The sequence below is a fragment of the Halomonas sp. AOP12-B1-6 genome, from assembly GCF_052379225.1.
Taxonomy (GTDB): Bacteria; Pseudomonadota; Gammaproteobacteria; order Pseudomonadales; family Halomonadaceae; genus Vreelandella; species Vreelandella casei.
The window spans coordinates 405,619-418,611 of sequence record NZ_JBQSYK010000002.1 but is presented as its reverse complement, the minus strand read 5'-3'; the positions used below and the strand labels follow the sequence as shown (position 1 = coordinate 418,611).

Here is a 12,993-nt window from a genome sequence, read left to right as displayed (position 1 = left end):
ATGAAACTCCTCACACACCCTTCCCATCAGCGCCCGTGCGGCTGGAATTCATGGCTACCTTCGCGAAAGGTGCGCCCAGCGTTAAACGGTCAGTCTGAGGCAGAGGTGGTCATCATCGGCGCGGGTTATACCGGCTTTGCGGCGGCCACTGCCTGGCAGCAAGCGCGGCCGGATGATCGCATCAAAATTCTTGAGGCTGATCGAGTCGGTGAAGGTAGCCCGGGGCGCAATTCTGGCTTCATGTTGGAAATTGCCTTAGCGAACGACGCTCGGCCCGAAGAGCTTGAGCGCATGGGGCAGTTAAACGCGTTGAGCCGGCAAACGATGGCGCTGCTACGTGAGCGTGTTGAGCGTCTAGGTATCGACTGCCAGTTAGCGCATAGCGGCACCTACCGAGCGGCCAGAAGCGCGATAGGCCAGCGTTCACTTAAACAGTACGAAGACTTTCTTAACGCTGCTGGACTGTCCTATCAGACCTTAAGCGGGGGCCAGCTCGCTGAAAAAATTGGTACCCATTATTACTCGCATGGCCTTTATTCGCCGGACTGTTATCTGGTCCAGCCAGCCGCATTGATTACGGGCTTGGCAGATTCGTTGGAACCCGGAATAGAGCTGCACGAATATTCGCCCGCCACGCAGATTGTGCCTGACGGCAAAAAGTGGCGTGTTTCGACCTCGGAAGGTGAAGTATTGGCTGGGCGAGTGATTCTCGCCAATAACGCTTTTTCGAGGGCTTTCGGTGCCGACTCTTCGCGGCTAACGGCTATTTATACCTATGCCGCTATTACCGAGCCATTAGCGGAGCATGATCGTCAGCGTATTGCTGCTATAACCTGGGGGCTGCTGCCTGCGCACCGGCTGGGTTGTACGCTGCGCACCACGGCCGACGGGCGATTGATGATTCGTTCAGGCTACAGCTATGAGCGCGAAGCCGATAACGCGCGTGTCGAAGACGGATTAAGAGCAAGCCTTGAAGCTCGCTATCCCAACATCGCCCCCGTGCGCTTTGACCAGATGTGGGGAGGCACCACCGGGCTTACCTATAACGGCGCACCATTCTGGGGTGAGATTCAGCCCAATTTGTATGTATCGGCAGGGTGTAATGGTGGCGGGATCGTCAAGGGCACCTTCCTAGGCGATGCGCTGGCGCGCAAAGCGTTGGGACAGCCCGTTGAGGATATTGCGTCGCTGTTTGGCACCGCTAGTTGGATGCCGCCTGACCCTGTGCGCCGGTTAGGGTTTTATCTAACCAGCCAAGTAGAGCGCCTCAAAGCGAAATCCGAAACCTGATCCCAACCTTTATTATAAAAAAGAGAGATTACAATGAATCCTCAAGAGCATATTGGGCTGTTGTCTATCCTGCCGGCGGCACTTGCGATTGTGCTGGCATTCGTCACGCGTAATACCGTTTTTTCATTGGCCGTTGCTTGTTTTGTTGGGGTAATCACCCTGGGCAATGGGTTGATGGGGTTTCCGACGCTGTTAAAGGAAACGCTGGGCACGACGAGCTTCTCCTGGATATTGTTGCTCGAGCTATTCATCGGTACGGTGATCGCTTTTTTCCAGCGGACGGGGGCTATTCAAAACTTTACTGCCTGGGTGGAGCGCCGTGCCTTATCGCGTGTGAAGGTTCAACTGATTGCCTGGGTCATGGGGATGTTTGTTTTCTTCAGTGACTATTTCAGCCCGCTGTTTGTCGGCAGCACGATGCGTGGCCTGACGGACCGCTACCGTGTTTCCCGTGAAAAACTCGCTTACATCGCGGATTCAACCTCAGCCCCCGTGAGCGTTCTGATCCCTATCACCGGCTGGGCGGTATTTATCTCTGGGCTGCTGATCGGAATGGGCCCTATTGAGAATGCGGCGCAGGCAATGAGTGTGTTTCTCTATGCCATCCCCTTCAACCTTTATGCATTTCTTTCTGTGCTGGTGGTGGGGCTGGTGATTGTTGGCGTTATTCCGCTTTTCGGACCAATGCGTGAAGCTGAGCGTCGGGCCCAAGAAGAAGGCAAGGTATTGCGTGATGGTGCTGAGCCGCTGGTGGGAGAGGAGCTAACCGATATTCCACCTTATGAAGGTGTGCGCACCAGCCTATTTTGGAACTTCTTCGCCCCGGTCATGGTGGTGATTGGTGTGGCGGTAGGGACGTTTATTGTGATGGATTCGGCCAAGACCATGGAAGCCTTCCTGGCGGCGTCGGTGTTCTTAGGGATTGTCATGCGCCTGCAGGGCATTCCTTTCAACGATATTATGAAAACCTCACTCTCCGGCATGAAGGGTGTCATGCCCGCGATCATCATCCTGGCGCTGGCCTATTCGCTGAATCAGCTGTCAAAAGATATGGGCACGGCCAATTACATTGTTGAAGCAACCGCCGGTTGGCTGACGCCTGCGTTACTACCCGCCATGACATTTTTGATTGCCGCCGTCATTGCCTTTTCCACCGGCACATCATGGGGCACCTTTGCCATTATGATGCCGTTAGCCGTGCCTCTCGCCTTCAATTTCAGCGCAGATGCCATTACGCCATTGCTCTATGCCACCGTCGCCGCAGTCGCGGGCGGCGGTGTGTTTGGGGACCACTGCTCGCCGCTATCGGACACATCGGTTCTTGCTTCTACCGGCGCCGCTTCCGACCACATTGACCATATCAAGACGCAAATTCCCTTTGCGCTCGCTGTCGCCTTGGTGACTCTGGTCGCGTATCTATTGATTGGCCTCATGCTGTGAGGCTTGTTTCATGCCGGAGTTAGCGCTTCGCAGGGCATCCCCTGCGATGCTTATTTAGCGATCCCACGGTGCTTTTTAATCTGGTACATATGCGCATCCGCATAGCTGAGCAGAGTGTCAGCATCGTGGCCATCGTGCACAGCACACGATCACTCGCGCCACGCCAACACGCACTCCTTCTTCTTCGTACCAGCGAGCAGACCATAGGATATGCACGATTGCGAAAATCGATATAAGGCTGACCGCTCATAACACGTTGAATGGAGCTGTGGCTGGCCGCGAGATCATCCGGATGCATGTAGCCAGTGATCAGGGTGCCGATCAGCTCATTTAGCCGCGCTGATCTGATCTGTCTTTATAGTGGCTTTCTGAGCCTGTACAGATCAAGGGTGTATAGGCATAGTTCTCATGCATAGATAGCGTGATGTCGATGTAATGAAGGCAAATAGCGGTCAGTTTTTCGACGGCTCTTGATGGGTAAGCAGCAAGTGGAGGACGTTCTTTGATCTATATTATTTTTGTCATAATCCTTGTGGGCGTAACGGCCGCTTTGTACCAAGTGTATGACGTTAACCATAATATAAATGTCGGCAATGAAAAGAAATTATCGCGCGCGGATAAAGCCCGCTTAGCAGAGCTCTCTGCCAAAGCAAAAACGTCTTCAAACGAGCATTCAGAGGCAGAGTTTGGCCAAGCCGCTGCTGCTGTTTTTGGCCCTGGTATTACGCGGAAAATGGCCTTGACGGCATTTAATGATGAGGAAGAGGGGCGCTATGCCATTCCTCTACTAAGGCGCAGAGAAAAGTTGGTTTATAACGGCGATATTAAAGTAAAGCATCTATCGTTTTGGGTAACGAAACTGCCTACGTTTGACGTGCGTGGCCTGCTAATAACGCTTGTTATTATTAACTGCTTTTTGGCACAGCTTTTAGGCGGGATGAGTATCTATACCATTCACTATAAGTTTTCGGCGTCCGCACTTTTATGGATTAATGAGCCGTTTTATTTAATGATTATTATTTATGTATTAATCTTTATGACGTTCTGTATTTCAAGGTTTGATATGTATATGAACGATATTTATCAAATCGGTAAGCTAAGTCGGCATGTGAACTCAGGCGAGGGTGGAGTGAGCGTTTAATGTCACTCCAAACGCCGTTGGCTGTGTAATAACTTTCCGAGAGTTTCCATGCCGTGCTCGCTATAGGCAGTCCAGGGATGGCCGTAGCTCAGGCGTATGCAGTGGCGAAACTGCTGCGTCGCCGAGAAAATAGGGCCAGGCGCTATGCTAACGCCGTGATCAAGCGCCATGGTGAATAGACGCAGTGAATCAATATGTTCCGGGAACTCGACCCATAAAAAGTAGCCGCCTGCAGGCCGCGTTATGCGGGTTTGGGCAGGAAAATAGCGGTTTGCAGCGGCCAGCATACTGGCTTGCTGAGCTTCTAGAGCGTGGCGGAGCTTACGCAAATGGCGATCAAACCCACCGTGCTGCAAATAATCGGCAAGAGCCGCTTGTGCTGGAATAGACGGCGAAATGGTCGTCATTAGCTTCAGCCGTGAGATGGCCTTGGCATAGCGGCCACCCGCTGCCCAGCCGACGCGATAGCCCGGTGCCAAACACTTTGAAAAAGAGCTGCAGTGGATGACCAGTCCCTCGTCATCAAAGGCTTTTACGGGGACGGGGGGCGCACTGCCGAAATAAAGCTCCGCATAGACATCATCTTCTAACATCGGTACTTGGTGCTGCTTTAACAGCTGGTAAAGAACCCGCTTACGCTCTTTGCTAAGGCTGGCGCCGAGTGGATTTTGCAGATGGCTCATAAACCAGCAGGCTTTAATCGGGAGTGATGCCAGTCGCTCTGCCAACACCTCAAGGTCGATGCCGTTTTGAGGATGTACCGGAATCTCCACCGCTCTTAATTTCAGCCGCTCTAACACTTGCAGGGTGGCATAAAAGGCGGGCGATTCGACCGCGACAAGATCGCCCGGCTGGGTCACGCACTGCAGGGCTAAATTGAGCGCCTCCATGGCACCATTGGTAATAACTAGCTCTTCGATAGGTCGTTGAATACCACCCAGCATGTAGCGCAAGGCAATTTGCCGCCGTAAGCCGGTATGCCCTGCAGTCATATCAGCCACCAGCTGCTGTGGCGAAAGAGCGCGTAAGCCGCGAGTCATGCTGGTGCTTAACCGAGTCAGTGGAAAAAGCTCGGGGCTGGGGAACGCGGACCCAAAGGGTACCGTTTGTGTATCCTGCAGTGAATCGAGCACGGAGAATGCCAGCTCGCTCACTTTTACTTCCGCCGGGTCTGCGTGTTGCAGCGTGACGCGTGGTTCATCCCGCAGGCGCTGCGCATGCTCGCGGACAAAATAGCCTGAACGTGCGCGAGCAGTGATCAGTCCTTGGTTTTCCAGTAAGTAATAGGCCTGAAATACCGTAGATGGGCTAATGCCATGATGGCGGCTGGCCTGGCGAACTGAAGGTATTCGCTCCCCAGGGCTTATTACGCCCTCGCGTATCAGCGCGGCTATCTCATCGGCAAATTGCTCATAGCGTTTCATGGGGCAGGTCACCGTCGTTTTATTACTTGTTTAATTACAGGGTTGCTTTCTGTGCTCTTAATTGTATCAAATGGTTACGTTATAAAAATAAAAACTGGGGTATTATCCAAGGCCATAAAGACAGTTACGTGTGAATCATTGAGACCTTATTGCAGGCAAACCATGTATACAGCCGATCTATTTCCTCTCGATAATTTTCCGGTGGGATGCATGGTCACCGATGATAAGCGACGTATTGTCTATATTAATCGCTATATAGAAAAACAGTACGGTTATTCATCGGATGAACTGTTAGGTGCGGATCTATTTGTTTTACTCAGCAAAGCCTCTCAAATTATGTATGACACTTATATCGCTTCTTGCATAACTGCTGCCGGCGTTACAACACGTGCATGCTATGAACATACTGGATAAACGCGCTTTCTATTTGCTAGAGGTCAGCAGCTGTGGCGGTATCCGCGCAGCGGCTGAGCATATGAATATCAACCCGTCCGTGGTGAGCCGTCAGGTGCGGGGCTTAGAACAAGAGCTTGGCATGGCGTTGCTGGAAAGGCAGGGGCGTCATGTAATGCTGACGGAAGCGGGCCGGCTAGTGCTGGAAAGCTTTCTGGCCCAGCGGCGCTTGAATGCTGAACTGAGTGATACGCTTTCCCGCTTACGCAATTTGCAGACGGGTAAAGTCGTAGTGTCGGTAGGCGACGGCTTTGTCGATAGCTTTATTAACCACGTAATGCGGCGTGTTTCCGAGCAATATCCCGAGGTGCTAATCGAAATTAAAACGGGCATCTACTATCCTCGCGAGCCGCATGAAATGGTAGCGACAGATGAGGTAGATATTGCCATTACCTATGGCCCGGTTTCCGACCCTAGGCTAGTGGTTCACTCCTTTGAGCGTGGGCCGCTATGTGCACTGGTGGCGCCTTTCCACCCACTGGCTTGCCAGACGGGTGTCACCGTGGCTGAGCTGTTGCAGCACAAGTTGATCTTCTTGCCGGATGTATCAGGATCTCAGCAGTTTGTTAGCGCGGTGCTTGGCGCCGCTGGGCAAAGAGCAACGCCTGCCTACCGCTGTAATCTACACTCCGTCTCACGGCGCATGGCAAGCGCGGGCATTGGCGTATCGTTTATGACTGCCGCCGCCGCCCGAAATGAGATAGAGGCGGGGTTATTGAAAGCGATCCCCATTACGCACTCTCTAGCTGCCAGTAGCCAGGGAAATCTCGTGCGTCGAGCCGGCAGAAGGCTTTCGCCCGCTGCCGACTATTTGTGGAAGTTGATGATGACGATGCAATAATGCCGCGAGGCGTTAGCTTGCCATCATGTAAACACCAGGGCCAATCGGCCATCCCATGGCAAGCCAGAACATCAGGAACGCCGACCAAGCAATCAAAAAGCCGAGTGCCATCGGTAGCATCGTGGCAATCAGTGTTCCCAGCCCCATATCTGGCTTGTAACGCTGCATATAGACCAGCGCGACCGAAAAGTACGGGCTCATTGGGGAAATAATGTTGGTGCTCGAATCGCCAATACGGAACATCGCCAATACAAAGGCTGGGTCAAAGTCGATCATCATCAGCATTGGAACGAAAACCGGTGCCATTAATGCCCATTGAGCCGAGCCGCTGGTCATAAAGACGTTGAGTATCGCACTCATAGCAATAAATGCCCCGACTAAAGGCAGGCCGGTAAAGCCGGTGCTTTGCAGAATATTAGAGCCCTCAATGGCAATATATTGACCAAGTTCTGACCAGCGGAAGTAGGCAATAAATTGCGATATTGCAAAAAATAGTACCAGCGTCGGCGCAAGATCACTGGCGGATTCTGCCATTCGCTGGGGCACGTCGCGGCTACTGGTAATTTTGCCGGTGGTGATGCCGTAGACCAAGCCAATCGTTACAAAATAGATAAACATCAGCGGCACTAGCGAGCGCAAGAAAGGCGATGGAATGAGACCACCTTCTGCATTGCGTAGCGGCGACGCCTCAGGAATCACCGCAATAAGCACCAGGGCCAGATAAATCAGGGTGGCAAAACCGACACGTTTAAGCCCCTTTTTTTCCGTAGCGCTTAGCTCTGGTTTAACGATGTCCGTTTTAAAATTTTTGTCCATCGGTAGGGTGTGCTGAAGCCTTGGTTCCACTATTTTGTCGATGATGAGCGTGCCAACGATAGCTAGCACGAATACCGAGCAGGCAACGAAGTAGTAGTTGTCGACCGGCGAAATATAGGCGTCGGGATCGATCAGGCGCGCCGCGTCGGTGGTAATGCCCGCAAACAGTGCGTCTCCCACCGTGATGAACAAACTGGCATCAAAGCCAGCACCTGCGGCAGCGTAAGCCGCAGCGGCTCCGGCAATAGGATGACGGCCCACTGAGTAGTACAGCATGGCCGCCAGGGGGATCAGAATTAGATAGTTAGCATCGGATGCAACGCTGCCACAAATGCCTGCCAGAAATACGCAGAAGGTAAGCAGAGAAGGCGGAGCTTTCGCCACACTCGCCTGCATCAGTGTCGACATTAGGCCTACTTTATCCGCAAGGCCGATGCCGAACATGACCACCAAAATGAGCCCCAGCGGTGGGAAATTTACAAAGTTACTGACCACGCTGGTCAGCATGAATTCGATCCCGTCTGCAGAAAGCAGGTTGCGAACGGCGACGCTGTCGCCCGTTTGCGGGTTGATGGCAGAAACACCAAACATCGCGAGAATGGCGGAGATAACCACCACCACGGCGGCCAGAATGGCAAACAGAATAAACGGATGGGGGAGTTTATTGCCCACCCGCTCAATAGAAGAAAGTACGCCTTGCATCGTTTTAGCCCTTATTATTAAACATTATTTTTAATCTAATGGGGTGTCGAGAGGCCACTAACGCTGGGATAACACGCTTTTTGCCAGGGCCACAAACATGCCTGCAGCGACCGGTAAGATCTGGTCATTGAAATCATACTTTTCATTGTGTAGATAAGCGCTGTCACCGTTACCGACAAAGAAAAAACAGCCGGGCACTTCTTGGAGATAAAATGCAAAGTCCTCTGCGCCCATGGTCGGCATGTAATCTAGCTGCTGAATATCGTCGCTAACCGCATGCTCAGCGGCTATTGCCAGCACTCTTTCTGACCATTCTGGATCGTTAACTAGCGGCGGAATTTGATGAAGATGCTCAATCTGGAAGTGCGCGCCGTGGGCTGCACATACGCCCTGTATCACCTGCTCTAATTTGCCGGTCAGCGCCTCACGCGAAGAGGGGCGGTCACTGCGAATATTGATCAGCAGCTCAGCATGGCCGGGAATAACATTGGCGGCATCTCCGGCGTGAAAAGACGCTACCGTAATCACGCCAGCTTCGAGCGGAGACTTATGGCGAGCCACCAATCCCTGTAGCTGCTGTACCAGTGATGCGCCTACGTAAATAGGATCAACCGCCAGGTGCGGCATTGCAGCATGCCCGGAAACGCCCTTAATGATGACTTTGTAAGTGTCGTTACCGCCCATGGCCGAACCGGATTTGACGAATAGCTGGCCGGCTGGAAAGCCAGGGCGGTTATGGTAGCCAAATACGGCGGATACGTTAGGGTTTTCCAGCACGCCTGCCTTGACCATTAAGTCTGCACCGTTGCCGCCTTCCTCTCCTGGCTGGAACAGCAGCTTTATATAGCCGCATAGCTCATCACGCATCGCCATAATGGCCTCGGCGGCAAGCAGTAGCGTGGCGGTGTGCCCGTCGTGGCCGCAGGCGTGCATCAAGCCTTCCTGCTGGGAGCAGTGATCAAAAGCGTTAGCTTCCAGAATAGGAAGAGCATCCATATCGGCTCGGAAAGCAATCACGGGGCCGTCTCGCCCGGTGTCCAGTTCAGCCATCACACCCGTGATAGCAATGCCTTCTGTAACTGTGTAACCAAGCGCACGAAGTTGCTTTGCAACTAGCGTGGCAGTGTCGGTTTCTTGGAATTTAAGCTCAGGGTTTTGATGAAGCCTATGCCGCAGCGCGGTGGCATCTTGCAGCTGTTTTTCTGAAAAAACGTGTTTTGAAAGCATTGCCTGTTCCTGCCGTTATTAGCGTCATTATTTTAGAGGCTATAAATTAAGCGACTTAGCAGACAGGAAGGAGAGACTAGCGTGACAAGTTCGTTGCTTTTTGAGCAACAGTGGGTAGTGCTTTACGTTCAGCAGGCCACACATCACCCCCCCTAGGTTAAATGAATCTAGGGGGGGTGATGTTTATTACATCTCTGGCGGTAGAAGCTCGGCGGGTACGTCTAGGCCAATTTCCTGATAGTAGCGCACGGCGCCTGCATGAAGCGGGGAGGTAGTATTTTCAACAGAGATGGCTGGCGTCATCCCTTGGGCGGGAGCAAAGGTCTGGCTTAACCGCTCGATATTTTCCCAATAAGCACGTGTGAACTCGTAAACTGCATCTTCGGATAGATCAGCGCTGCTTGCGACGCCGATATAGGTGCCCAGCGTGGTCGTTTCTGGCATGTCCCGATAAGTGCCTGCTGGAATAGTCGCTGCAGACAAGAAGGGCAATTTTTCCGTTGCGGCCGCTACTTGTTCATCACTCATTGATAGCACGCGCAAAGGTCGTGCCGAGTGAACCTCCGTAAAGGCTGGAATGGGGGGAATGCCGTTATAACTGAATCCAATGATGCGGCCATCCACAACGGCATCGGAGGCATCCGACATGCTCATACGCTGATAGTCGGGAGTGATTTCAAGCGCATCGAAGACGCGTTCGGTGATGTACTCGCCTCCGCCACCAATGCTACTGGGGTTAAAGCGCTGGCCGTCCAAGTCTTCAAACGTTTCGATACCGCTGTCCTGACGAACTGCCCAATGCATGGTGGAAGGGGCAACCCAAAGTACCATTCTGATATCGTCGATGGCTTTGTTCTGATAGCGCCCTTCGCCATGATAAGCCTCGTAGGCGCCGGGGGCATCTACGAGTGCAAAATCGATCTCACCACGACCTAAACGAATGGTGTTTTCTTGAGAGCCCCCTGTTTCACGAACAGAAATTTCTAAAGGGGAGTCGCTGCTAATAAGCCTGGAAAGCTCGGAATAGCCGAAATACCAGCCTGAAGCCGTTGGAGCCACGCCAATGCTAACGGATTCGCTAGCCATCGCTTGCGCCGAAAAGCCTGCTAAGAGTATTGCTGCCGCTAATGGTTGTCCAAAGACTCGAAACGATTGTGGACGCTGAATTTTCATTAGTACTATGCCCTTGTTGTGGTATTGGCCTGAGCCATCATAAGGCATAGTAACGTTCTAATGTCACACAATGGCAATTGTCGTTTCGACTAATAGAAAAGTTGCCGCTTCGATAAGAAATTTTCTTGGATAGGCGCTGGGCGTTAGGGTGGCGTCAGCTCAGAGGCCTCTGAGATGGCCTCCGTTTGAGGCTCGGGTGTGTCATGCGGATCGGGGAAGCCCGGCATTCAGTCCTTGAATGATTTATCTATGATTTGATGCTTTTTGTTACTTATGGTTTTTTATTATTATTTAAGTTGTCTGTATAGTAAATTTTGTCAGTATTTTGTTTATAAACCACTGCTTTTCTTGCTAAGAAAAGCAGCTAATAAAGGCTGTCGAGATGCGCTATTTTTATTTTGTTTTGATATTAATAAAAATTAGTTTATAGTTATTTTTTATTAAAGAAAAATTGATAAAAAGTCGTAACCACTAGCATTGTTAGCTGTCTATCGACAGCCATAGCTAGTTGTGCCTTGATAATTTTGTTCAGCGGAATATCTCTTCCCAGGAGCTCACCATGCTTGTATTGAACTTCTCTCGCACTGCTAGCCTGAGTACTTTGGCCGCGACGCTTTTCGTTACATCCACTTTAGCCAACGCTCAAAGCGTTACCGGCACCATTGATGCCTCTATCACATTAGAGGCCACATGCTCAGTTGGTGGCATTGAAGGCACGGGAGTCGACTTCGGCAGCCTAGCATTTGGCAGCCATTCGGCACTATTCGATCAAGTCGATACTGAAGTAGCGGGTGGCAGCGGTATCACAGTACTCTGCTCGCCGGGCGTTGCGCCCACATTTACATTAGTGGAAGGGGGGAATGATGGTGATGCAGCTCCCGCAACTCATGCAATGCAGAATACTGAAGGCGGCACTTTTGTGGGCTACACGTTATATACCGATGCAGCCCGCACTGATCTGCTAGCTCTCAATGGAGACATCGTGCTAGACCCATTCACGAATACGGCTCAAACCATTTCGCTTTATGGCCGAGCTTTTGGTAGCCCAGGCAACCTGCCTGCTGGTACCTACGAGGACACCCTACAAGTTCAGCTCGCCTGGTAGCGTTGAATGATTAAAGGCTGGCAACTTGTCAGTTCCGCAGTGATGGTAGCGGGGCTTTCTCAAGCCTCGCCAACCGACACCTTTATGGTATCGGCCACCATTACTCCGGGCTGTTTAGTTAACCAAGAAATTCCGTCTAACGGAACACTCCTTGGCATGATAGGTAGTTTGGCTTTTGGTACTGCATCAGCACTTTCCCAAGACATGCGCAGTGCATCACTAGTCACGTCAAGCGCCTTTACGTTGAGCTGTACGCCTGGAACGCCGCTAACGCTTCGAGTTGATGGCGGTCAGCAATGGGACGTAGAGCGCCAGCTCAAGCGTGTAAATGGAAACGAGACGCTCGCCTATCAGCTTTATCAAGATGCCGCACTTCAGAACGCCATCGGGATCAGTCAACCAGTCTCCATAGATACTTCGACCACACCAGACAATATCACCTTGCCCATTTGGGGCAGGCTGATGCTGCCGGGTAACTTGCCTGCCGGCAGTTACAGTGATGAATTATTAGTCACATTGGAGTGGTGACGTCTCATTGGCGGGATAATAAGTAACGAAAGGGAATACCTAGTGCGAATAATGCGTTTCAGTTACGTCATTGGCGTTCTCGCTTTGCTAAGCCTGCTGGCGAGCCCGATTTCCGCAATGGCTAGCTCTTTGTTGATCTGGCCCATTTACCCTGTTATCGAGAGCGACCAGCAAGCCAGTGCTCTTTGGCTCGAAAATCAAGGCAGTCAGCCAGCCAATATGCAGCTGCGCATATTTGCGTGGTCACAAGAAAGAGGGGATGACCAGTATCAGACCCAGCAGTCAGTGGTAGGGAGTCCGCCAATGATGACAATCGCTCCCGGCGAGCGGCAGATGGTACGCCTGATTCGGCAGGCAGTGCCGCCCGTTGGTCAAGAGCAGGCCTACCGAATTATCATCGATGAAATTCCTGCGCTAGCACCCGGTAATGAGGTGCAGAATACGCCACGCGCTGCGGTTAAGTTACAGATGCGTTACTCATTACCGCTTTTCGTTTACGGTGAAGGAGGCATTCCACCAGAACGCGTAGCTAATCATAGTAATAGCGGGTTTTACCCAGGACTAAGCTGGCGGGTTATTCAACAGGGCGAGCAGGCGCAGTTGGAAATTCAGAATACTGGCCAACACCATGTGCGCCTGAGCCAAGTGGCCTTCAAACAAGGTGAAACACGCGCGGAAGTTTCCGCAGGTCTACTTGGCTATGTACTGCCCGGCGGTACGCGCCGCTGGCTACTACCCCAAGGAGTCAGGCCTATGGGCGAGCTACATGCGCAAATATTGGGTGAAAGCCATCGCGTTTTACCTAAATAGACACCTGTATGAATTGTCGCCTTAATCGGCTTTTTCGGGTATG

The 12,993-nt window shown here is 52.0% G+C and carries 12 protein-coding genes; 8 read left to right on the top strand and 4 right to left on the bottom strand.

What is annotated here, in order from left to right; translation table 11 throughout:
- From ACT3TR_RS07220 to ACT3TR_RS07210, 3 genes are all read left to right on the top strand, one after another.
- Positions 1 to 1,290: an NAD(P)/FAD-dependent oxidoreductase gene (locus tag ACT3TR_RS07220; protein ID WP_444624864.1), complete on the top strand. Its 1,290-nt coding sequence runs from the start codon at positions 1 to 3 to the stop codon at positions 1,288 to 1,290.
- A gap of 33 nt (positions 1,291 to 1,323) precedes the next feature.
- Positions 1,324 to 2,730, top strand: coding sequence for a Na+/H+ antiporter NhaC family protein (locus ACT3TR_RS07215; RefSeq protein WP_441685636.1), 1,407 nt, complete (start codon positions 1,324 to 1,326; stop codon positions 2,728 to 2,730).
- A 502-nt stretch (positions 2,731 to 3,232) separates the two neighbouring features.
- Positions 3,233 to 3,871: a hypothetical protein gene (locus tag ACT3TR_RS07210; protein ID WP_444624865.1), complete on the top strand. Its 639-nt coding sequence runs from the start codon at positions 3,233 to 3,235 to the stop codon at positions 3,869 to 3,871.
- A gap of 2 nt (positions 3,872 to 3,873) precedes the next feature.
- On the opposite strand, the gene mapR is transcribed toward ACT3TR_RS07210, so the two are convergent.
- Positions 3,874 to 5,295 (bottom strand): GntR family transcriptional regulator MpaR, encoded by a 1,422-nt coding sequence (mapR, locus tag ACT3TR_RS07205; protein ID WP_444624866.1) that lies wholly within the window; start codon positions 5,293 to 5,295, stop codon positions 3,874 to 3,876.
- A 162-nt stretch (positions 5,296 to 5,457) separates the two neighbouring features.
- Here mapR and ACT3TR_RS07200 point away from each other — a divergent pair, with 162 nt between their 5' ends.
- Together ACT3TR_RS07200 and ACT3TR_RS07195 are read left to right on the top strand one after the other, a co-directional pair.
- Positions 5,458 to 5,709: a PAS domain-containing protein gene (locus ACT3TR_RS07200; protein WP_444624867.1), complete on the top strand. Its 252-nt coding sequence runs from the start codon at positions 5,458 to 5,460 to the stop codon at positions 5,707 to 5,709.
- A complete protein-coding gene (locus ACT3TR_RS07195; RefSeq protein WP_096277328.1) occupies positions 5,693 to 6,589 on the top strand; it encodes a LysR family transcriptional regulator in 897 nt (298 codons plus the stop codon). Before ACT3TR_RS07200 ends, ACT3TR_RS07195 begins: the two co-directional genes overlap by 17 nt.
- 12 nt (positions 6,590 to 6,601) lie before the next feature.
- Here the strand turns inward: ACT3TR_RS07195 and ACT3TR_RS07190 are convergent, their stop codons facing one another.
- The 3 genes from ACT3TR_RS07190 to ACT3TR_RS07180 all read right to left on the bottom strand — a co-directional run bounded on the left by ACT3TR_RS07190 (position 6,602) and on the right by ACT3TR_RS07180 (position 10,507).
- Positions 6,602 to 8,107, bottom strand: coding sequence for an AbgT family transporter (locus ACT3TR_RS07190; RefSeq protein ID WP_444624868.1), 1,506 nt, complete (start codon positions 8,105 to 8,107; stop codon positions 6,602 to 6,604).
- Between the two features lie 57 nt (positions 8,108 to 8,164).
- Positions 8,165 to 9,334: a M20 metallopeptidase family protein gene (locus ACT3TR_RS07185; RefSeq protein WP_441685628.1), complete on the bottom strand. Its 1,170-nt coding sequence runs from the start codon at positions 9,332 to 9,334 to the stop codon at positions 8,165 to 8,167.
- Positions 9,335 to 9,520: 186 nt separating this feature from the next.
- The gene (locus ACT3TR_RS07180) at positions 9,521 to 10,507 is read right to left on the bottom strand and encodes a TAXI family TRAP transporter solute-binding subunit (RefSeq protein WP_444624869.1); all 987 of its coding nucleotides are present in this window, start codon (positions 10,505 to 10,507) and stop codon (positions 9,521 to 9,523) included.
- A 559-nt stretch (positions 10,508 to 11,066) separates the two neighbouring features.
- On the opposite strand from ACT3TR_RS07180, the gene ACT3TR_RS07175 reads away from it, so the two are divergent.
- Genes ACT3TR_RS07175 through ACT3TR_RS07165 form a run of 3 tightly spaced genes read left to right on the top strand, consistent with a single transcriptional unit; the run spans position 11,067 to position 12,950 of the window.
- Positions 11,067 to 11,612, top strand: a complete 546-nt coding sequence (locus tag ACT3TR_RS07175; protein WP_096277334.1) for a Csu type fimbrial protein — start codon at positions 11,067 to 11,069, stop codon at positions 11,610 to 11,612.
- A 6-nt stretch (positions 11,613 to 11,618) separates the two neighbouring features.
- Positions 11,619 to 12,140 carry a Csu type fimbrial protein gene (locus tag ACT3TR_RS07170; protein WP_441685624.1) on the top strand — a complete coding sequence of 174 codons (522 nt, stop codon included), beginning with the start codon at positions 11,619 to 11,621 and terminating at the stop codon, positions 12,138 to 12,140.
- A 51-nt stretch (positions 12,141 to 12,191) separates the two neighbouring features.
- The gene (locus ACT3TR_RS07165; RefSeq protein ID WP_444625060.1) at positions 12,192 to 12,950 is read left to right on the top strand and encodes a fimbrial biogenesis chaperone; all 759 of its coding nucleotides are present in this window, start codon (positions 12,192 to 12,194) and stop codon (positions 12,948 to 12,950) included.
- Positions 12,951 to 12,993: the final 43 nt, after the last annotated feature.